The organism is Pedobacter puniceum, from assembly GCF_009674685.1.
In the GTDB taxonomy this organism is placed as follows: Bacteria; Bacteroidota; Bacteroidia; order Sphingobacteriales; family Sphingobacteriaceae; genus Pseudopedobacter; species Pseudopedobacter puniceum.
The window spans coordinates 991,746-1,013,815 of sequence record NZ_WKJI01000001.1; the positions used below are offsets into that span (position 1 = coordinate 991,746).

At 33.4% G+C, this 22,070-nt stretch carries 20 protein-coding genes; 13 read left to right on the forward strand and 7 right to left on the reverse strand.

Features of this window, described 5'->3' with window-relative positions:
- Nucleotides 1-216: 216 nt before the first annotated feature.
- Together GJJ64_RS04430 and GJJ64_RS04435 are read right to left on the reverse strand one after the other, a co-directional pair.
- Nucleotides 217-2,520: an ATP-dependent helicase gene (locus GJJ64_RS04430; RefSeq protein ID WP_154286950.1), complete on the reverse strand. Its 2,304-nt coding sequence runs from the start codon at nt 2,518-2,520 to the stop codon at nt 217-219.
- 64 nt (nt 2,521-2,584) lie between these two features.
- Nucleotides 2,585-4,042, reverse strand: coding sequence for a tetratricopeptide repeat protein (locus GJJ64_RS04435; protein ID WP_154286527.1), 1,458 nt, complete (start codon nt 4,040-4,042; stop codon nt 2,585-2,587).
- Between the two features lie 211 nt (nt 4,043-4,253).
- Here GJJ64_RS04435 and GJJ64_RS04440 point away from each other — a divergent pair, with 211 nt between their 5' ends.
- From GJJ64_RS04440 to GJJ64_RS04485, 10 genes are all read left to right on the forward strand, one after another.
- A complete protein-coding gene (locus GJJ64_RS04440) occupies nt 4,254-4,397 on the forward strand; it encodes a hypothetical protein (RefSeq protein ID WP_154286528.1) in 144 nt (47 codons plus the stop codon).
- A 105-nt stretch (nt 4,398-4,502) separates the two neighbouring features.
- On the forward strand, nt 4,503-5,873 hold the full coding sequence (locus tag GJJ64_RS04445) for a dipeptidase (RefSeq protein WP_154286529.1): 1,371 nt from the start codon (nt 4,503-4,505) through the stop codon (nt 5,871-5,873).
- 912 nt (nt 5,874-6,785) lie between these two features.
- Nucleotides 6,786-7,073 carry a hypothetical protein gene (locus GJJ64_RS04450; protein WP_154286530.1) on the forward strand — a complete coding sequence of 96 codons (288 nt, stop codon included), beginning with the start codon at nt 6,786-6,788 and terminating at the stop codon, nt 7,071-7,073.
- Between the two features lie 161 nt (nt 7,074-7,234).
- Entirely contained in the window at nt 7,235-8,206 is a 972-nt protein-coding gene (locus tag GJJ64_RS04455) for a WD40/YVTN/BNR-like repeat-containing protein (RefSeq protein ID WP_154286531.1), read from the forward strand.
- A 379-nt stretch (nt 8,207-8,585) separates the two neighbouring features.
- A complete protein-coding gene (locus GJJ64_RS04460; protein WP_195759223.1) occupies nt 8,586-8,828 on the forward strand; it encodes a hypothetical protein in 243 nt (80 codons plus the stop codon).
- A 300-nt stretch (nt 8,829-9,128) separates the two neighbouring features.
- On the forward strand, nt 9,129-9,662 hold the full coding sequence (locus GJJ64_RS04465) for a DUF6252 family protein (RefSeq protein WP_154286533.1): 534 nt from the start codon (nt 9,129-9,131) through the stop codon (nt 9,660-9,662).
- 20 nt (nt 9,663-9,682) lie between these two features.
- Nucleotides 9,683-10,282 (forward strand): hypothetical protein, encoded by a 600-nt coding sequence (locus tag GJJ64_RS04470; protein ID WP_154286534.1) that lies wholly within the window; start codon nt 9,683-9,685, stop codon nt 10,280-10,282.
- A gap of 69 nt (nt 10,283-10,351) precedes the next feature.
- A complete protein-coding gene (locus GJJ64_RS04475) occupies nt 10,352-10,897 on the forward strand; it encodes a lipase family protein (protein ID WP_154286535.1) in 546 nt (181 codons plus the stop codon).
- A gap of 91 nt (nt 10,898-10,988) precedes the next feature.
- Nucleotides 10,989-12,698: a T9SS type A sorting domain-containing protein gene (locus GJJ64_RS04480; protein ID WP_154286536.1), complete on the forward strand. Its 1,710-nt coding sequence runs from the start codon at nt 10,989-10,991 to the stop codon at nt 12,696-12,698.
- A gap of 232 nt (nt 12,699-12,930) precedes the next feature.
- Nucleotides 12,931-13,536 (forward strand): hypothetical protein, encoded by a 606-nt coding sequence (locus GJJ64_RS04485; RefSeq protein WP_154286537.1) that lies wholly within the window; start codon nt 12,931-12,933, stop codon nt 13,534-13,536.
- Between the two features lie 56 nt (nt 13,537-13,592).
- Here GJJ64_RS04485 and GJJ64_RS04490 read toward each other — a convergent pair whose 3' ends face one another.
- From GJJ64_RS04490 to GJJ64_RS04505, 4 genes are all read right to left on the reverse strand, one after another.
- On the reverse strand, nt 13,593-14,855 hold the full coding sequence (locus tag GJJ64_RS04490) for a nucleoside permease (protein WP_154286538.1): 1,263 nt from the start codon (nt 14,853-14,855) through the stop codon (nt 13,593-13,595).
- Between the two features lie 112 nt (nt 14,856-14,967).
- Complete coding sequence (locus tag GJJ64_RS04495; protein WP_154286539.1) at nt 14,968-15,588, reverse strand: bifunctional nuclease family protein; 621 nt, start codon at nt 15,586-15,588, stop codon at nt 14,968-14,970.
- Nucleotides 15,589-15,602: 14 nt separating this feature from the next.
- Nucleotides 15,603-16,580 carry an electron transfer flavoprotein subunit alpha/FixB family protein gene (locus tag GJJ64_RS04500; protein WP_154286540.1) on the reverse strand — a complete coding sequence of 326 codons (978 nt, stop codon included), beginning with the start codon at nt 16,578-16,580 and terminating at the stop codon, nt 15,603-15,605.
- 26 nt (nt 16,581-16,606) lie between these two features.
- Nucleotides 16,607-17,344 carry an electron transfer flavoprotein subunit beta/FixA family protein gene (locus tag GJJ64_RS04505; protein WP_149074196.1) on the reverse strand — a complete coding sequence of 246 codons (738 nt, stop codon included), beginning with the start codon at nt 17,342-17,344 and terminating at the stop codon, nt 16,607-16,609.
- Nucleotides 17,345-17,464: 120 nt separating this feature from the next.
- On the opposite strand from GJJ64_RS04505, the gene GJJ64_RS04510 reads away from it, so the two are divergent.
- Nucleotides 17,465-17,794: a tetratricopeptide repeat protein gene (locus GJJ64_RS04510; protein ID WP_149074198.1), complete on the forward strand. Its 330-nt coding sequence runs from the start codon at nt 17,465-17,467 to the stop codon at nt 17,792-17,794.
- A gap of 49 nt (nt 17,795-17,843) precedes the next feature.
- Entirely contained in the window at nt 17,844-19,010 is a 1,167-nt protein-coding gene (chrA, locus tag GJJ64_RS04515) for a chromate efflux transporter (RefSeq protein ID WP_154286541.1), read from the forward strand.
- Here the strand turns inward: chrA and dnaB are convergent.
- Entirely contained in the window at nt 19,007-20,554 is a 1,548-nt protein-coding gene (gene dnaB / locus GJJ64_RS04520; protein ID WP_154286542.1) for a replicative DNA helicase, read from the reverse strand. The genes chrA and dnaB overlap by 4 nt on opposite strands.
- A gap of 266 nt (nt 20,555-20,820) precedes the next feature.
- Here dnaB and rlmB point away from each other — a divergent pair, with 266 nt between their 5' ends.
- Nucleotides 20,821-21,600: a 23S rRNA (guanosine(2251)-2'-O)-methyltransferase RlmB gene (gene rlmB / locus GJJ64_RS04525; protein ID WP_149074199.1), complete on the forward strand. Its 780-nt coding sequence runs from the start codon at nt 20,821-20,823 to the stop codon at nt 21,598-21,600.
- Nucleotides 21,601-22,070: the final 470 nt, after the last annotated feature.

Below are 22,070 nucleotides of genomic sequence, written 5' to 3' on the forward strand. Positions count from 1 at the left end.
TTGAATTATTAAAGCTAAATGGTGTAAGCTTTCTTTCTATACTGATAATGTTTTTTATGTATGATTAACTTATCCGTTTGATTATGAGATTATAACAATCAAAATAATTTAATAAAAGCGGGTTAAAAACAGTATGTAATTTTAATTTTTGTAGCTAAAAGCTGCAATTTAAGAAAATAAATAAAATTGCAATGTTTTTATTTATTCCTCTTCACGTTAATTTTTAACAATCCTCAGTTTTGCAAATTTCAGTAGTAATTGTTTTTGCCCAATCTCTTTAAAGAAAATAGTTGCTTTGATATCGGGCTTAGAGCCTTCTAAATTAATCACTTTTCCAAAGCCAAAGCGTTCGTGTTCTACCTCTTCGCCTACTTGTAGGTTAGAAGTATCATCTGGTGTAAACCCTTCGGTAGGCACATGTGCTTTTGCTAATAGGGAAGTAGTTTTTACTTTGCCAGCTACCGGTGGTTTAGGCTTAGAAAAATAATCTCCGCTACTAGTATTACTAGAACTGGTTTTACTTTGCCATTGTGTACGTTCATTCTCAAAAAACGGATTACCTGCTGGGGCCTTCTTAACAAAATCTAATTCTAAATATTTAGGGTCTATTTCATCTAAAAACCTAGAAGGCTCACAATTAATTAAGCTACCAAACTTAAATCTAGATGTTGCATAGCTCATATGCAATTTCTTTTCGGCCCGGGTAATCGCTACATAAAATAAACGACGTTCTTCTTCTAAATCTGCTCTAGAATTTAAGGCCATTTGAGATGGAAACAAGTTTTCTTCTAAGCCTACAATATAAACTTGCGGAAACTCTAAACCTTTAGAAGAGTGTATGGTCATCAAGGAAACGGTATCTTTATTGTCTCCTTTATCATTATCATCATTGGTAAGTAAAGCTACATCTTGCATAAAAACATCTAAACCTTTGTCTTCGATATCTTCACGTTCAGAAAATTCTTTAATACCATTTAACAACTCTTGGATGTTTTCATATCGGCTTAAGCCTTCTACAGATTTATCATCATATAAATCTTTTAGCAAGCCAGAGTGCTGGGCAATATGCAAAGCAGCATCATAAGCATTGCTGTTTTTAGCAACAGCGGCAAAACTTTTAATGGTAGTAGCAAAATTACTAACAGATAATGCTGCTCTATTATCAAGGTGTTGAGAAGCATTACTGATGATTTCAAACATGGTTTGATTTTGCTGATCTGCAGCAACGATAATTTTATCTATCGTAGTTTTTCCAATTCCCCTTGCCGGATAATTGATAACTCTTTTAAAAGCTTCTTCATCACTAGGGTTAAATGTTAATCTGAAATATGCTATTAAATCTTTAATCTCTTTTCTTTGATAGAAAGATAAACCGCCATAAATTTTATAAGGGATATTTAGCTTTCTTAGAGCCTCCTCCATAGAACGAGACTGAGCATTTGTTCTATATAAAATGGCAAAGTCATTCCAATTTAGAGCGTTATTACTTCTTTCTTGTAAGATAGATTCGGCAACACTTTTTCCTTCTTCATTATCAGAAAAAGAGCGAGTAATTTTTATTTTATCGCCGATATCGTTTTCAGAGAAAACATTTTTATCTAACTGGTTTTTATTGTTTGCAATAATGCTATTGGCAACATTTACTATATTTTGAGTAGAGCGATAGTTCTGCTCTAGCTTATAAATTTTAACGTCTGGATAATCCTTTTGGAAATTTAAGATATTTTGAATGTTAGCACCTCTAAAACCATAAATACTTTGCGCATCATCACCAACTACACATAAATTATAATTTACAGCAGCTAGCTTTTTTACAATCAGGTACTGCGAGAAATTAGTATCCTGATACTCGTCTACCATTAAGTATTTAAACTTATGTTGATATTTATGTAAAACGTCTGGATGTTCTTTTAATAAAACATTGGTTTTAAAAAGTAAATCGTCAAAGTCCATTGCTCCAGCTTTAAAACAACGGGCAGCATAGGTTTCATAAACTTTACCCAACATACCTCTACCGGTAGAAAAATCTTCGGCCTGTATTTGCTCGTTCTGGTTATACTCAGCGGCTGATATCAAATTGTTTTTGCACATTGAAATTCTTCCATATACAAAATTTGGGTTGTATAGCTTATCATCCAGATTCATCTCTTTCAGAATAGCTTTAATTAAGCTTTTGCTATCATCAGTATCGTAAATGGTGAAGTTATTAGGATAGCCTATTTTATGTGCTTCTACACGGAGTATTTTGGCAAATACCGAGTGGAAGGTACCCATCCAAATATTTTTGGCTTCAGCACCAACTACCTTCATGATACGCTCTCGCATCTCCTTTGCCGCTTTGTTGGTAAAAGTAAGAACCAGTATCTGAAACGGATCTACACCTTTTGATATTAAATGTGCTACACGATAAGTAATAACCCTTGTTTTACCAGAACCTGCACCAGCAACAATCATTACTGGGCCTTGTGTTTGTTCTACAGCTTGTCTTTGTGAAGTGTTTAATCCTTTTAAATAATCCAAATCGTCTCCTTTTAACAAGACGCTAAATTAAAGAATGGTCAGGAAATAATCTTCATGTTCATGACTAAAGATTTCCACCATTTTGATTCGGATTTTTTAAGCCGTGTCTAGAAGGGTCATGCAAGGCTATATTGATATCCATAATTTGCTCATCAATATCGTCAACACATTTTTTCATTTGTACGATACACTCTTTTTCCTCGATTAAATTATCCTGAGAAAGCATAATTAAACCTTTTAAGGTAGCAACAGGGCCACGTACTTGATGGGAGAGGTGGTAAGAATATTCTGAAAGTTTTTGGTTTTTACTGAGTAAGTCTTTGGTACGCTCGGCAATAATTTCTTCTAATTTGAGGTTAACCCTATCTAAATCTTCTTTCTGTCGAATAACTTCTTTATTTAAAGCAAGAAGTTCTTGATTACTTTTTTCAGTTTTTCGCTTACTTCTTATTAAAATAAAAATAATAATGGCAGAAAGAGCAGAAACGATGATAGCGGCCATAAAGAGTATTCGGTTGTTTTTTTGGCGTTCTAAGCCAACTTCATATTGTTTTTGAATTTCTGCGTTTTTAACTTGTTCCTCGTTGAGTTTTACAATATTCGCTAAATTTTTTTGATATTCAACACTATCCAATGCATGTACTTCTTTTAGATATTTTAATGCCTGCTTATGGTTTTGTTTTTTAAGCTCAATTTCATATTGGAGGAATTTGTATTCATAAATATACTTTTCATTTTCTAGCTCTACAGCTAAAGAATAACCATCATTAGCAAATTCCTGAGCTTTATCAAGCATGTTTTTCTTTAAATAAATATATGCTAGTATGTCATAACAAGACACAATAATGGTTTGCAGTTTGTTTTTCTTAGAAATTTCAATTGCTTTTAAACAATAAAACTCAGCTTTTTTATTGTCATTTAAATAATAATATGATATAGCAATATTGGAGTATGATGTGGCTAAACCTATTTCATTATTAAGTTTTGAGAATAGTTCAATAGCTTTTTGAAAATAAGAAATTGAGTTTTTATAATCTTTTTTTTCAATATATATAGTACCAATATTAGAATTACAACCAGCTATTAAATCTACTATGTCATACTTTTGAGCAATTTTTAGTGCCTTTTTGTAATATCCGATTGCTTCGTTTGGGTCTAAACTTTTATAAATTCCTCCTAAATTATTATAACATCTTGCAATACCTTCCGAAAATCTAATTTTTTCATATATATCTAATGCCAAATGGTAGTATTTAATACTACTATCTTTCTTATTTAAGAAATTATAGTTCATGCCTATAACTCGATAAGCTTCACCTAAACCTTTCTTATAATTAGTTTTTTTTGATAATGTTAAAGCTTCTTTTGCTGTTTCAATTCCTTTTAAAGGATTTGAAAATTTTAAACTCGATGCTTCTTTGTTCAGATTATCCACCAATGTTGTATCCTTAGCATTATTTGCAATAACATCAAAACCTAAACAACATAAAAGTAGTACAAGGATAGTAGAGTTTAATTTCATGTAAATGCTTATATGGTACAGTAAATGTATTTAATAAAATTAAAAATATTTATGAGTAGTAAAAAAAAATTAAAAATATACTAAAAAATAAATAATTTATTTAATTAAATATATATTTATTATAATAATTAAAATATATTTTATTTTGTAAATATAGGTTTATATATTTAAATATTATTTCATTTAAACAAATAAATTTAAATATAAAATCATGAAAAAATTATTCTTACTATCATTTCTATCTATTACTATTTTAATGGTTTCTTGTAAAAAAGAAGAAGCTTTAGTTGTTAAAAAGACAAATTCTACAACTGTAATGCATGGCGCTAAAACTATTCCTACATATGAAGAATAAAATATCATAAAGGGAATTGCCAAAATCTTGTAACAATTCCCTTTATAATTTGCTTCTCCAAATCATCATATTCAGATAATCTTATATTTGCATAAAAGCAATTTTATGCAAGAGATAAAAGATTATATAGAACAACATAAACCTCGTTTTTTAGAGGAATTATTTGCCTTATTAAGATTTCCATCAGTAAGTGCAGACCCTAAATACAAAGGTGATGTTTTAAAAACGGCTGAATTTGTAGCTTCTAAACTAGCTGAAGCTGGTGCTGATTTGGTAGAAGTTTGTCCTACGGCAGGTTATCCTATTGTTTATGGCGAAAAAATCATAGATAGCAGCTTGCCTACAGTCTTGGTTTATGGGCATTATGATGTTCAACCACCAGATCCTTTAGAGCTTTGGGAAACACCTCCTTTTGAACCAACAGTACGTGATGGTAAAATATTTGCCCGCGGTGCTTGTGATGATAAAGGTCAGTTTTACATGCACATCAAAGCATTTGAAACGATGATGAACACCCAACAACTTCCTTGCAATATCAAATTTATGATTGAAGGGGAGGAAGAAGTAGGTTCTGATAATCTTGGACAATTTGTAAAAGATAATAAAGCCAGATTACAAGCCGACGTAGTGCTTATTTCTGATACTTCTATGATTAGCATGGAAAACCCATCTCTGGAAACAGGGTTAAGAGGTTTAGCCTACATGGAGGTTGAAGTTGTTGGCCCTAATCGAGATTTACATTCTGGTGTTTATGGAGGTGCTGTTGCAAACCCCGCAACAATTCTTTGCCAAATGATTGCTTCTTTACACGATGAAAACAATCATGTTACCATACCCGGTTTTTATGATGGCGTTATAGAACTTTCTGATGCTGAAAAACAAGCCTTAAATGCAGCTCCTTTTGATTTAGATGAATACAAAAAAGATTTAGCTGTTGATGATGTTTGGGGAGAAAAAGGTTATAGCACTTTAGAGCGTACAGGCACCAGGCCAACGCTAGAAGTAAATGGTATTTGGGGTGGTTACACTGGGCCGGGTGCTAAAACAGTTTTACCTTCAAAAGCTGAAGCTAAAATTTCTATGCGACTTGTTCCAGGGCAAGATTGGCAAAGAATATCAGATTTATTCAAAAATCATTTCGAAAGTATTGCTCCAAAATCTGTTAAAGTTAAAGTAACGGCTCATCATGGTGGCATGCCTTACGTAACACCGGTAGACTCTGTTGCTTTCAAAGCAGCTTTCAAAGCTATTGAAGAATCTTTTGGTAAAGCACCTGTGCCAACTAGAGGCGGAGGTAGTATTCCAATCGTAGCTTTGTTTGAGCAAGAATTAAATATTAAAACCGTTTTGATGGGTTTTGGCTTAGATAGCGATAACTTACATTCTCCTAATGAGAAGTATGACATTTATAACTATTATAAAGGCATAGAAACCATACCTTTATTCTTTAAGCATTTTGCAGATTTAAGTAAGTAACAAAAAGAGGCTATCTCAAATCTCACAACTTTATGTCAGGCTGGGCGGAGTCGGTGCCCTTTCTTATCCTTCAACTCCGCTCAGGATGACATTTCCTTCGACTCCGCTAAGGACAAAGACTCAGCTTCATGTGATAAATATGATTTTTAAGACAGTTTCCTGTTTTATTCAAATGAGATAAAAAGACCTTCCTACTTCGCTTTAATGCTATTTCTAAGTATTTAATTTATCGTTTATGTTAGATAAATAGTATAGGATATAGATTTAACCTTGTAGTGCTTTTAACTATAGCATTATTAAGCAACAAAAACTTAACAATACCTTAATTAAACTTAAACACAAGTAGCTATATCTTTATATCTGTAGCTACCGTACTAACTTAAAACAATTCTTATGAAAATAGGGCTATTAAAAGCCTATTATACAACAATTTTGTAACATATTAGATGTTGAACTCGTAATATAAGTTATATTTAAAAGAAAACATAAATCCAAATTAATATCATGATAAAATCTGTCTATTTTAAATTTACCATCATCACGTTGATTTCTTTATTAAGTTTTGGCTGTGAGAAAGATTTATTAAAAAAAGGAGAATATTGATCCAAAAGTAACCTACAAAGGTGTAGTGTTAGCTAAACAGTGCCCGAGTTACGCAATAATTCAGATAATTGATAAAAATATTGGCGATAATTGGGTTCAGAATAGTATAAGTTACGATCATGTAATTGCCATATCTAATCTACCTGAAGATTTTCAAAGCGACAGTATTTTTTTATCGATTGATACTACAAAATTTAGCCAGGATTGTATCATACAGAAGCCATGTCAACAAATTGTAACCGTTGATTTGAGCAGTTTTGAAAAGATATATTGTGCTTCAAAAATAACCCCCAATTAACTGCTTATAAAATGAGAATTAAAATATTTTTACTGTTAATGTCCGTTTTTTATTGGACAGTTTCTTTTTGCCAAGATACTTATTACTGGTCAGCAAAGGAGAAAATTTATTTAAAAAAGGATTCTAATAAAGTTATTGTGTATTTTAAAAATTTTGAAGGTTTGGAAAGATTTAAAAAATACGATCAGACTATTTCAGATAATTCAAAAACAGCCGAAATATTAGTAGGAAGAACTAAGGCGGTACTTTTGGATTCTAATAAGATAGATGATTTTATTAATTATGAAGATGAACCGTAGATATTTTCAAGATAAACTCTTTGATGGACTCGTTATCGCTAATATTACTGAATTATGAGTGTTTAAGGATATAAAAAAAATTATTTTTTATTTGAATGACACCTAATCTCGTATAATTATTTTAATTCTAATAGATATATCTTATAAGTTTAATCCTATTTATGAAGCAATTATTAGCAACATTTGTATTAGCCATTCTTCTAACATGTTGTAAGAAAACCGGTTCAGAAAAAGAATTACAAAATAGCTCATGGATTACTGTAACCAGATTGAATAATCCAGACCACAGGTTTAGAGATATTGATTTTGTTAATGAAAAAGACGGTTATGCATTAGCAATAGAAGGAATTCTAGGAAACCACAGTCTTTGGTACACCAACAATGGTGGAGAAATATGGAAATCAAACTCATTTGTTTTTAAAGATGAATTTCCTAATAGCATTGCCATAAATGGGACTACTGTTTTTTGCGTTGGGAAATCTATTTATTGCTCAACAGACAAAGGCTCGACTTGGAAAAACCTAAACCCGCCTTTTGAGGGATACCGGGATATACAGTTCTTAAATAAGAATACCCTAATAGTAGGTAATGCAAATATCATCAGGAGATCTACAGACGGTGGAAATACATGGCAGGAAGTATTTAACTCAAATATTAGGGCTAGTTTTAAAAAATTCTTTTTCACTGTCCATCAAACTGGGTATGCTATTGCAGGCGAGACTTATGACAATACAAATTTTGGTATTGTTGCAAAAACAATTGACAATGGCCTTACGTGGAGGATTTTAGATAAGCGATTTGTAAATGTAACAGACATCTTTTTTCTTAATGATAAAATAGGCTTTGTATTTACGTTTAACTACGAGCTTTTTAAAACATTGGATGGAGGGGATACTTGGATACTGGTAAGTAATAAATCTCCAGATGCTTACCCTAATAGTTATTTTCTTTCCGAAAAAGAAGCGTATATAGGCGGTTATAGAGGCATATTCCACACATTAGATGGCGGCATAACCTGGAAAGAAGAGTATAAAGCGCAGGACTCAGTTGTAAATAAAATAATTTATAATGGCAAATCATTATATGCTATAACTGGCAATGGAGCCATTTTGACTAAAAAAAATAATAATTAAAATAATCTGATATGAAAAAAATCTTTACACTTTCACTTAATCCGCTTACATTAAAAGTATTAGCTGTAACGAAATATTTTCTATATTCGTAAGGATAAATATATTTCACCAATAAGCAACAAAAAAGTCAGTCATTAATTGATAAACATCTGTAATTATTAAAAATCAAAGATTAATTCTATTTTTTCTTATTATTTCTACAATCACCACTTTTAGTTGTGAAAAGTCTGATACTAATTGTGATTCTCTTGAATTTGAAGCCATTAATTTTATAAATTATCCCTCATTAAAAATTATTAATGACGATGTTGAAGACATTTATCTGGTAATTAATTCTAAAGAGGAATTTGATCAGAAAATTTATATAGCTGAAGAATCGTTGGAACAATTTAATATCGATTTTAGCAATAAAACATTATTGATAGGAAAAAAAAGAATTGGAGGGATACCAGGAAGTTTAATCTGCCAGACATGGCAAAAAGAATGCGGAAGTAATAATTACATTTATAAAGTTGATATAAAGAATGGAGGTTATACTGCATTAGGTAATTTTTATTTTGGTATTATCGTAGATAAGGTTAGCGCCGATGAGATTAGGTTTGATGTTTATTTAAGTGAATAATATCTAAGTAGATTTAATGGTAAATTATTTTAAATACTATAAACATTAACTTGATTCCGTAACTATTATTAGCTGTATCTTTTTTTTGATAATCAACGTATTATCTTAAAAGCGATTCTTTTGAAAATCTAAATCTCAAATCCTGCAGCTTCTACCTTTATGCTTTATTATTACCACAATTATGAAATGCGAAAAGGACGATACAACTCACCGGGAAAATGCAATTTTTATTTGCCCAGCTTAACTCTAATGATATTAAATTAATTAAATTTTCTTAGATTACTTTAAATATTTACCGAAATGAAAAATTCACAAAGACTACACTTAGCATTAGCATTAATCTTCCTCGTTTTTACAAACATGCAATGTAAAAAAGGAACAGTATTACCAAGATCAAAGGAAGAACTACCAGCCATTACACAAACTGGTGCCAATACATTTGGCTTTTTGTTAAACGGAGAATTATGGTTACCTAAGGCTCCTTTGTTAAGAGAAAAGCTTGATTTAACCTATGATCCTACCTATAAAGATGGTTCTTTTGGAATAATTGCTAATAGGTATTTATCTGATACAGATCAAATGGAGCTAAGCATAGGTTTAACAGGAATAAATAAAGCGGATAGATATTTTTTTAATGATAATGGTATAATATATCGAAGCACTAAATCAGGTTGTTATTATTTTGAAGACAGAAAAGTCTCAGGTTCGTTAATAATCACAAAAATAGATTTAAATAATAAATTTATTTCAGGAACTTTCGAGTTCAAACTGGAAAAAGACGGCTGCCCAACTATTAATGCTACGCAAGGCAGGTTTGATCTTAAAATAGAATAATCAATTAAATACATTTATATATGAGAAAAATCTACTTTACGCTCATTCTAATAATGGGCCTTAAATTTCTTTATGCTCAGGATACCACCCAGTTGGCCGGTAAGATGCAATTTGTATTTGCCCAGCTTAACCGTAATGCTATTTCAACAGGTTTTTTAGAAGAAAGGGCATTCCCACTGGTTTCTTTAACTCCGTTTAACGGGGTTTTAACTGATAGCAATAAAGTTTATCTTAATGCCTTGCGAGCTACATACTTTACGCAATACAGCGCATGCATGCTAAGTAATAATTCTATGCTGCCTGTTGATACTATAAACCAACGTATCAACCAATATTTGCCTGCTACTACTGCAGTTCCTGTTGCCGTACATTTTGGTGAATTTAATTCCTTTAAATCTTATGCTGCTACCAGCAATCTGGTAAGTATAGGGGCAGATGATGTGATACACGATGTACCTAACCGCACTGAAAACCCTTACTTGTTAAGGCAACTGTTTACGGCTTGCCCTATTAAAAGCGAGTTTGAAAATAGCAATTTCTCACTTGTTTTTAAATCAAATTTATTTTTCACCAATACCAGTTTAAGTGTTAGTGCCTTATATATAGATTTTGATGATTGACAAGGCTACCAGGCTGCTGCCTGGAATACCGAAGTTTCCCCAACTTACTATACAGCAGGAGAAAAGAATATGAGAATAAAGCTGGTGCTAAGTAATAGCAGTCAGTATGAATGTTATGCCCCTATTACTGTAAAAGAGGTTACCATACTAGGGCGTTTCAGTTCTAGTGGTCCTAACCATACCGAGTTTTTTTATGCCACATCTAACCATAGCGGAGGAAAGGCTTATGTACGTTATAGCAGTAGTAATAGTACCGGGCATCTTAAAAAACCACTAATAGTAGTAGAAGGTTATGATGCGTCCTTGGTGGCTCCTAATTTGGCAGGGGATAATTATAGTTATGAAAGTTTTATTACAAGCTTAAATCGTGTTGTAGATTTAGGTTACGATTTCAACTATCAGCTAGACGACATCGCCGGTTACGATCTTGTTTTTATAGATTATAATTACGGAACAGATTATATTGAACGTAATGCCAGTTTGTTTAAAGATGTATTAAACTGGGTAAATGCAGATAAGGCCTTGGGTGGTAGTGTCCAGCAAAACGTAGTTTTAGGCATCAGTATGGGCGGGTTGGTGGCTCGCTATGCGCTGGCAGATATGACAAAAAAATAACCAGCCTACACAAACTCGCCTGCTAATTACACATGACAGCCCGCATCAGGGTGCTAACGTACCGGTAGGCCTGCAAAAAGTAGTACAGGGTATGGGGCAGGCAGATATGTTCGGTAAAAAAATATTAGATGTTTTTCCACAATACAATGAAGTTACTGCTGTTTTAAATGAGCCTGCTACAGCGCAATTATTAACCTACAGATCTTTACAACATAATGGAAGCATACAAACTAATACCTGGCTTGCCGGTACCTATAAGCCCATGGTAACATTTGCTCCATCAGGTCCACAGCCTTCTTATCGTTTTATAGCAACCAGCCAGGGGTCAGAATGTGGTACGCCATTATTTGGTGCAGGTGCTCAGTTATTAAATGTACAGGCTAGTGGCGGTGCAGTAGTGTTTTTTTTACCAGGCTTCTATTCTAAATTTGGGGCAGAAATAAAAGCAAATGCGCTTCCTGCTACAGGGGGTAGCGTAGAACTGGCCAAGATAAAGTTGGAAGCAAAAGTAAAGTACTTGTTTGTGCGAGTAAAAAAAGAAACTTTTAACTTTTCTTATCCTTTATCATCATCACCATACCTTCCAATTGATGGCGCACCGGGTGGAGCTTCACCTGTAGGCTCTACAGCTATATCTCCTCAGTCTTTTGGTGGGTTAATAGGAATCATCTTTGGAGCTTACGTATTAAATGTAAATGTAGGAAGCCTTAATACCTTTACATTTGTGCCAACCCCAAGTGCACTTGATATTCAAAATTATAATCAATCCAGTTTAAATTCTACCTATGTTGGGGGGTGGAATCCTTTAAATCCTTCCTCTGCAGAAACTTTTATTGCCCAGGAAGCAGCTTCCGGTAGCTTTAATGAAAGTCATACCCGCTTTACTGCAAGGAATGCAGAATGGCTTTACAAACAAATGGAGAATATAAGCAGTAACACCTTAAATTGCTCAAATATCTGTTCTCAAGCTACAAACAACTCTTTAATAAATGGCCCTTCCCAATTCTGCACCACTGCCACTTACCAAATTCCAAACTTGCCTAGCGGTGCAACCGTAACATGGAGTGCTACAGGTAGCATTAGCATTTCTGGTTCTACTACAGCAAACCCTGTAAGTGTAAGCAAATCTATTGATGGAACAGGAACATTAACAGCAACTGTAAGTACGGCATGTGGGAGTTTTAATTTGTCTAAGATGATTAATACAGGAGCACCCACTTTAGGAATGCCTAGTTTTACAAATTTAGATAATCAAAACCCTTATTGGTGTTCAAATAATTCGGGTAATTCTTTTACTGTAGAATCTAATGATCTTAGTTCTACATATGAAGCAAGGCTATTAACATATCCATCTTTAAATGTATATGCTTCCAACAATAATGCTTATCCTGGATTTGATGTTTTTGGTTATGTTCCACCTGGTTATTATGTTTTTCAATTAAGAGCCACAAATGCTTGTGGTACATCAGCTTGGGTAGAAACAGAGGTAGAATCTGTTTATTGTACAAGCGATTGGGAAAGCAATAATTTAAATGTTTATCCAAACCCTGTTGAAGAAACCCTTACCATAACTTATTCAAGTACAGAAGGCATGCAAGCTTTTAAACTATCAAAAACAGCATCAGAAGAAAAACACCTACTTCTTTTTGATGATAAGGGTAAGGAAGTTAAAAAAGATATGATGAAGGCAGGAGAAACTAAATTGGAATGGGATATCAAAAACTTTCCAAGTGGTCGTTATTTCTTACATATAAAAGAAGGTAAAGAAGTTGTCAAAAAGCAAATCATCATCAAACATTAAGAGATTGTTATATCCAAACAGGAGGCTGCCTCAAATCACCACTTTGTGTCAGGCTGGGCGGAGTCGGTGCCCTTTCTTATCCTTCAACTCCGCTCAGGATGATCGAGACACAGCTTGATGTAGTGAATATGATTTCTGACACAAGCTCTTTTAAGTGCCTTAATAATAATTAAGAATTTTCATCATATAATTAAAGATTACAAAAAAATAATTAATTTTGTCTTTAATTATTATGAAAAACCAAATAAATATTAATCCTAAAAAAACTTTTAAGATAATATTTGCCTTAGTACTATCTGCTTTAATACTTTCATGTTCTAAGGAAGAGCCAGAGTTCATATGCAATGGAGATTTCTTTTTAGAAAAAAGAATTGTTAGAGATACAAGCGCTCAATACAGTAATGCTTTTCCTTTTGTAAAAAAGTGTTTCAAAATTGCTTCTGTTAGTAAATCTACAGAAAACCAATTATCAAAATTAAATATTAAACTTACGGAAACTGGAAATGGTGCATTGGGTAATTATTTAACTTTCACCCTTTATTACCAAAATGATGATGATTTCTATACTAAGAGTTCAAGAAATATAACTTTAAGTGTTTCTAAATATTTGTATGATGACCAACAAACGGGTATAAATTTTAACGCTTATCCAAGTTTAAAAACAATAAATTCAAATCCTAAAATACAAGCAGGCGTTCATAATTTTAAGATATTAAATATAGATAAAGAAGCTAAAACTTTAACTTTTACTATTGATAAAATTGTAGGGATAACCGGGCATGATTCTTATATAGAGTACGTAGGTTTTAGTCCTATTACCATTAAAATACCTGAATAAAAAAAACCGATGGATATCTCTACATCGGTTTTTTATATTTTCAAATATCTTTTTAATTAAGCTGCAGCTTTTTGTGTTACACTTGAATCTTTATAGTATTTATTTTTAAAAATAAATGGGAATATCAAAGCTAAAACTAAAGCATAGCCAGCAAAACTAAGCCATATTCCTTGCCAGTCTTTACTTTGGTCTGCTAAAGTAAAATACTTATCAATGATAATTCCACTAGCAAAGCTTCCCAAAAGAGCACCAAAACCGTTAACCATCATCATAAATAAACCTTGAGCGCTTCCTCTTATATTGGCTGATGTTTGAGTTTCTATGTACAAAGAACCAGATATATTGAAGAAATCAAAAGCCATTCCGTAAATGATACATGATAAAATAATCATCCAAAGACCATCTGCTGGATTTGCAAAAGCAAATAATCCAAATCTTAAAACCCAAGCTATCATACTGAAAAGCATCACTTGCTTAATACCAAATTTCCTTAAGAAAAATGGAATCGCTAGTATAAATAGTGTTTCAGAAATCTGTGAGATAGACATGATAATGGCAGGATATTTCACTGCAATTAAATCCTTATAAGCATCAACTTTATTAAAATCATGAATATAGGTGTCTCCATAAGCATTGGTAAGTTGTAAAGCAGCACCTAAGAACATAGAAAAGATAAAGAAAATAGCAAATCTACTTTCTTTAAATAGTTTAAAAGCATCTAAACCTAAGGCGTTAATAAAAGATTTAGTATTCTCTTTTTTAAGTAATGGAGGGCATTTAGGAAGTGTAAATGCATATAAACCTAAAAACAAAGAAACAGCTGATGCAATATAAAATTGATTTACCGATGTCTCATTATGTGTTAAACTTACCACCCATAAAGCTGCAATAAAGCCTATTGTTCCCCATACTCTAATAAGTGGATAATCTTTAATTACATCATAATTATTGTTTTTCAAGGCTGTATAAGCCACTGTTATCGATAAGGATAAAGTTGGCATATAAAAAATCATGTTTAATAAAATAACCCAGAAAAATGTGGTAGGATTATCTACAAGGGGAAGACAAAATAGAACTGTTGCTCCTAAGATATGCATAATAGCATATAATTTTTCTGCATTAACAAATCTATCTGAAATGATTCCTATAAGAGCTGGCATAAATATAGCCGAAATACCCATGGTAGAGAATATGGCTCCAAACTCGGCACCAGACCATTGTTTATTTTGAAACCAATAGGCACCTATGGTTATTAGCCAAGAACCCCAGATGAAAAATTGCATAAAGCTCATGACCGTTAAACGGAACTTCATATTCATGGAATAAGGATAATATGATTTAAAACTTAAAATTATTTTTTAATATACGATGTTTTAAGTCCTTTTATAGAAAAGTGTAATACAATTTTTAATAAAATATGTAATTATAAGCTTATGAGGATTTTCTTTTATTGAGCTCATCTCTAATTTTAGCTGCCTTTTCATAAGCTTCTTCAGCCAAAGCTTCTTGAAGTTTAGTTTGCAATTCTTCATTAGAAAAACTAGAAAATTTATCGCCAGAACTAGAAGAGCTGCTAGCAACGTTGCTTAAAGGACCGTCTTCTGCAACGGGCTCAATATTATCTAAAAACAAAAAGTCGTTACCTTCTATAACAATTCCCGCTGAAGCTAGTATAAACTCGTAGGTATAAATAGGGCATTCAAACCTTACTGCTAGAGCGATAGCATCTGATGTTCTGGCATCAATTTCTAAAATTTTCTTGCCATCATTACAGATGAGTTTCGCATAAAAAATACCTTCAACCAGGTTATAAATGATAACTTCTTGAATGTTGATATGATAAGCGTCCGCAAAAGATTTGAATAAATCATGCGTTAGCGGACGACTAGGGGTCATTTTTTCAATTTCTATAGCAATTGCTTGAGCTTCAAATCCACCGATAATAATGGGTAGCCTTCTTCTTCCATTAACCTCGCCCAATACCAGGGCATAAGCCCCGGATTGAGTTTGGCTGTATGATAATCCTATGATATCTAATTTTAATTTCTTCATTTAATTAGACAAACCTAGTTATTTGCTTTGAAAGATTTAAGCTCTTCAATTAATTTTGGTACAATTTCAAAAGCATCACCAACTATGCCATAATCTGCAACTTTAAAAAATGGTGCTTCAGGGTCTTTATTAATCACCACAATAACTTTTGATGATGAAACACCTGCCAAATGTTGTATAGCACCTGAAATGCCAATAGCTATATACAAATTAGGACTAATGGCTATTCCTGTTTGTCCAACGTGTTCAGAATGTGGCCTCCAATCAGCATCAGAAACAGGTTTAGAACAAGCTGTAGCAGCACCTAAAAGATTAGCCAATTCTTCAACCATACCCCAATTTTCAGGACCTTTTAATCCTCTACCGGCAGAAACCACCAACTCAGCATCAGGTAATGAAACTTTATCTGTTGCCCTAACAATATCTTTAATTAAAGCCGTTAAATCTGTTGGTTTAACTGTAGCTGCAAAGTCTTCTATAGCAGCCTGTCCTCCTGCTTCTACGATTTTATAGGAGTTTGGAGTTAATGAAATAACTTTTTTATCGGCATGAAGCTCTACATAGGCGAAAGCTTTATTTGAGAAAGCTGTTTTTTTAACAATAAATTTCCCATCATTTAGCTCTGGTAAAGATATAGCACCATCTACCAAACCAGCGTTTAATTTTACAGCTATACGAGGGGCTAAACCTTTTCCGGAGAAAGAATTAGATAAAACTACTACAGAAGCAGCTATTTTTTCTGCTGCCTCAGCAATAACAGAAGCATAAGCTTGGTTGATAAAACTCTTTAAAGCATCCTGATTTACATTTAAAATTTTTGCAGCACCATAATTACCCAATTTTTGTAATTCGTCTTGGGCAACATTACCTATAGAAACAGCTGTTAAGCTGGTGTTTAATTGGTCTGCAATTGCTTTTGCATAAGATACGGCTTCAAAAATTGATTTTTTGAATTTGCCTTCTGCATTTTCTACATATACTAGAACTGACATCTTTTCTTAATTTTTTAGTGGATAGATTAAATAACTTTGGCTTCTGCGTGTAGTAAGTCTACCAATTTCTGCGGCTCCGCAGCATCAATCAGGGTAACTTGTCCGCGAGGTGCAGGTGTCTCAAATTTCACGATTTTAGAAGAAGTTTGCACTTCAATAGGCTCTAAAACTTGTAAAGGCTTTGTTCTTGCAGACATAATACCTCTCATATTAGGAATTTTCCATTCGGCAACACCTTCGGCTGTACCAGCTACGAAAGGGAAGGGTATAGCTAATACTTCTTTACCGCCTTCTATTTCTCTTTCTACCACGCCCATATTACCTTCAATATTTAACTTTTTGATGATAGAAACAGATGGGATATCTAAAATTTCTGCCAACATAGCCGGCACTTTAGCACCATTATAATCTATAGATTCTCTTCCCGCCAAGATTAAATCAAAATTTTGGTCTTTAGCGTAAGCAGCTATTTGTGTGGCTACAAAAAAAGCATCAGTAGGTACGGCGTTTACCCTTACCGCATCATGTGCGCCAATAGCCAAGGCCTTTCTTATGGTAGGCTCGGCAGAAGCATCACCAACATGTATAACGGTTACCGTTCCTGCTCCGTTATCTGTTAATTCTATAGCTCTGGCCAAAGCAATTTCATCATAAGGATTAAGAATAAATTGAACCCCGTTTTGGTTAAACTGTGTATCGTTATCACTAAAAGTTATTTTTGTAGTGGTATCGGGTACATTACTTATACAAACTAGTATTTTCATCTTTCTTGTTTATTTTGGTGTAGATAATTGATTTTATATTTTAGCGTATGATGATTTCAAAACTATACGTAGTTTTATCACCTCTTAAAACAAATTTAATTAATTAAGCGAAATTCTCTCATGCCAATAAATAGATTAGAACGATTATTAGAATTCTTTAACAATGAGCCCAATGACCCCTTTCTAAAATACGCATTGGCTACTGAATATGTTCGGTTAAATAACGAAGATTTAGCTTTAAAGTTTTACCTTGATTTGGTAAAAAACCACGAAGATTATGTAGGGACTTATTATCATTTAGGTAAACTTTATGAAGGTTTAAATCAAAAAGAAGAAGCTCTTAAAACTTACGAGAAGGGTATCCAAGTAGCTAGAAAGATAAAAGATCAACACGCTTTAAACGAACTTTTAGGGGTATATAATAATTTACAGGACGAATTATTTGATTGATATTTTGAGAAAAAGACACCTCATTTTTTTAAGGGATGTAATAAGTTTTATGCTTACCTCTTTTGGTGGGCCTCAAGCACATATTGCTATTCTTTTAAAAGATTTTGTACTTAAAAGAGCCTACCTCACAGAAGAAGAACTGTTAGAGCTCTATTCTCTTTCTCAAATTTTACCGGGCCCAGCATCAACCCAAACCCTTATTGGGATAGCATATAAGGTAGGAGGATATTTTCTGGCTATTATTACATTTTTCATTTGGGCGCTACCTTCTGCTGGAATCATGTGCTTTTTAGCCATCAGCTATAAAAGTTTATCCTTAAGTCGGGTTTTTGTTAATATAAACCAATATATACAGCCTATAGCATTAGGGATAGTTGCTTTTGCAGCTTATTCCTTTGGTAAAAAAATCATCAAATCTAAAGTAACCCTAGCTTTAACCATAGGTGCTGTTATTTGTTCGCTTATCCTTAAAAATGCCTATGCTTTTCCTATCATGATTTTGATAGGAGGGATCATTACATCAGCCACGGAAACAAAAAAAGAAGAAAACGAATTAAGGGTAAGGCTTTTTTCTAATATCAATATCAAAAAAGTTATTTACTTTATTGGGGTATTACTTTTCTTTGGTTTATTAGGAGCTACCATCAACAGAACATCTCCTTTTAGCTTACCGGTAAGGCTATTTGAGAATTTTTACAGAAACGGAATACTAATTTTTGGAGGTGGCAATGTACTTGTTCCTTTAATGTATACCGAGTTTGTAGAGATGAAACATTATTTAACTAGTCATGAGTTTCTGAGTGGTTTTGCTATACAGCAAGGTTTACCCGGGCCTACTTTTTCTTTCACTTCTTTTCTTGGCGCCATGACTTTAGCTAATAATGGCTATGGAGTTACTGGACAAATGATGGGAGCATTAATTGCTGTTTTAGGCATCAATTTGCCTGGCATTATCCTCATCTTATTTATTGTTCCCTTTTGGGATGATTTGAAAAAGATTACCCGTATTAAAAAATCATTATCAGGAATTAATGCGGTAGGAGTAGGTTTTATGGTTGCTGCTTTTATCCTTTTAATGATTCCTATAGGTACAAGTTATACCTCTTTAATGATTGTTTTGGCAACCTTTTTAATACTACAATTTACCAAAATAAAAACCCCATACTTGATATTAGCTGGGGTTCTATTAGGTTGTATTCCTTTATGGTTAAGTTAAAAAGGCGGATCTTCATCATTATCCCAATTCTTAGGTTTTAGGGTGATGCTTTCAAACTGTGTTGATGGACTAATTCCTGAGAATGGATCCACTTGAGTATCTTGACTACCCATAGCGCCAAATCCATCGTCTAAATCAGCAAATTTCACATATTTACCTATGAATTTAAGAGGGACAGTTCCGGTTTCGCCATTTCTATGTTTTGCAATGATAACCTCACCAATACCTGCGGTAGAATTACCATTTTCATCTTGCTCCAAACCGTAATATTCTGGTCGGTATAAGAATAATACCATATCCGCATCTTGCTCAATCGCTCCAGATTCACGTAAATCTGATAGCATTGGTCTTTTAGAACCACCCGGACGATTTTCTACCGCTCTACTTAACTGCGAAAGTGCAATAACAGGTACGTTAAGCTCTTTAGCAACTTGCTTTAAAGCTCTTGAAATACTTGAAATCTCTTGCTCACGGTTACCACCACCTTTACCATCGGCCTTGCCCTGCATCAATTGCAAGTAATCGATGATAACCATTTGGATATCGTATTGTGATTTTAATCGCCTACATTTAGCTCTAAACTCAAAAACATTAAGCGCTGGGGTATCATCTATGATTAAAGGCGCTTCACTTAAATTACCAATCTTAGAAGTTAACTGGTGCCATTCCCAATCTAACAAATTCCCTTTTCTGATTTTTTCTTGTTCTATTTCTGCTTCGCCTGCAATTAAACGATTGGTTAATTGAACAGAAGACATCTCTAGAGAGAAAACAACAACTGGCTTATTAAATTGTACAGCAGCATTTCGGGCGCAACTTAAAACGAAAGCCGTTTTACCCATCGCTGGACGAGCAGCTATGATTACCAAATCTGATTTTTGCCAACCATTGGTCATCCTATCTAAAGCTGTAAATCCCGAAGGGACACCCGTTAAAGAATCGTCTTTATCTTTTAAAGACTCTAGCATTTTTAGAGATTCTTTAACGATATCATCCATTTTACGAGAATCTCTTCTCAAGTTATTTTGGGCAATATCAAAAAGGTTTTTCTCGGCATAATCTAAGAGCTCAAAAACATCACTGGTATCTTCATAAGACTGATTGATGATATCTGTAGAAATCCTAATCAACTCCCTTTGGATAAACTTTTGTGAGATGATACGAGCGTGATATTCAATATTAGCTGCTGAAGCAACCCTGTTGGTTAATTCTGTAATGTAGTATGCGCCACCCACCATTTCAAGGTCACCTTGTTTTCTTAGTTGGGCGGTAACAGTTAAAATATCAACAGGAGATGATTGCGTAAATAATGTTTGAATGGCTTCAAATATTTTCTGGTGTGCATCTTTATAAAAAACGTTAGGTTTTAAAATATCGATAACAGCAGAGAGGGCATCTTTCTCTAACATCAAGGCTCCCAAAACAGCTTCTTCAAGGTCTAAGGCTTGTGGTGGCAATTTACCTAAACCAGAAACCATAGAACTTAATCTATTTCTTTTATCTTTCGATAGGGGAGACTTATTGGATTCGGCTTCTAAACTCATAACTACAAAAATATATAAAATTCCTGCATCGTGTGTAAGAGTTCTTAACTATGCAAGCATAGTAAATTTAAAAACCTCAAAATTAAAAGGCATTTATCGTGTGTATTCCACAATCAGATGTTCATAAGCTGTTGATAAACAAAATAAAGTGGCATTAAGATATCAACATGGGCCTGTTGATAAAAAGTAGTGCTGTTAACTTATAAAAATAACTTCTTCATAGAAGCGCTTTGAGCCTGTAAAAAAACGCTATCTTTACCACAATTATGGATAGAAATTTTCAAAGACAGCCAAAAGAATCTAATCAGATGATTTTTGGTATTAGAGCAGTTATTGAAGCTATAAAATCTGGTAAAGATATTGAGTCTTTATTTTTACAAAGAGGTATAGCAGGGGGCTTAATGTCTGAATTGAAAACCATTTTAAGAGAGTATGATATTCCTTCGCAACAAGTACCTGTAGAAAAACTGAACAGAATTACGGCTAAAAATCATCAAGGTGCTATCGCTTTTATTTCGCCTATCACTTATCAAAAAATTGAAGATATTATTCCTACCATTTTTGAGAATGGGGAAGTTCCTTTGATTCTTATTTTAGATGGGATAACCGATGTAAGAAATTTTGGTGCTATTGTGCGTACCGCAGAATGTTCTGGTGTACATGCCATTGTTGTTCCTAAAAAAGGCTCGGCTCAAATCAATCCAGATGCGGTTAAAACGTCTGCCGGAGCATTGTATAAAGTACCTATTTGCCGACATGATAATTTGCTTAGCATTGCCAGGTTTTTAAAAGATTCTGGCTTACAAGTGGTCTCTTGCACTGAAAAAACAGATGATTTCATTTATAAACCCGATTATACAGCACCTACAGCTGTAATTATGGGAGCAGAAGATGAAGGTATCTCATTCGATTTAATCAGAAACTCTGATTACCTAACCAAAATCCCGATGATGGGAGAGATAGAAAGTTTAAACGTTTCTGTATCTGCCGGCATTATTTTGTATGAAGTGGTGAGGCAAAGGGTAGGAGCTTCTGCTTCTCAATAAACTACTCAAAGCTTAACATTTTTGTCATAACGAACTTAGTGAAGCTATCTCTTCATGCAGGTATTCATTATTTTGTCATAGCGAACGCAGTGAAGCTATCTCTTCATGCAGGTAACATTATTTGTTATAACGAACACAATGCAATGAAGCTATCTTTAAAAGGTAATTTGTAAGAGAAAAGCTTTGTTTCTGATGATGATAGTGAAATATGGCTTAAAAGTATTTTTATTTTTCCTCCTCCTGCACCTCCTCCAAGAGGAGGACACCTTGCAAATAGGTTAGGAATAAAGCTTTTATATGAAATTTTACTTTAAAAAATAGAATTTCTAATGCTTATCCTTGAAAAGTTCATCTTTTAAAAAAGATTTCAATTTATACTACTCTTGATAGGTATGCCGCCAGTATCTCCCTCTGGAGGGAGAATTAAAAGAGGGAGGGATTTTTTTGTTAAGTCTTTTAGACATCTTAAT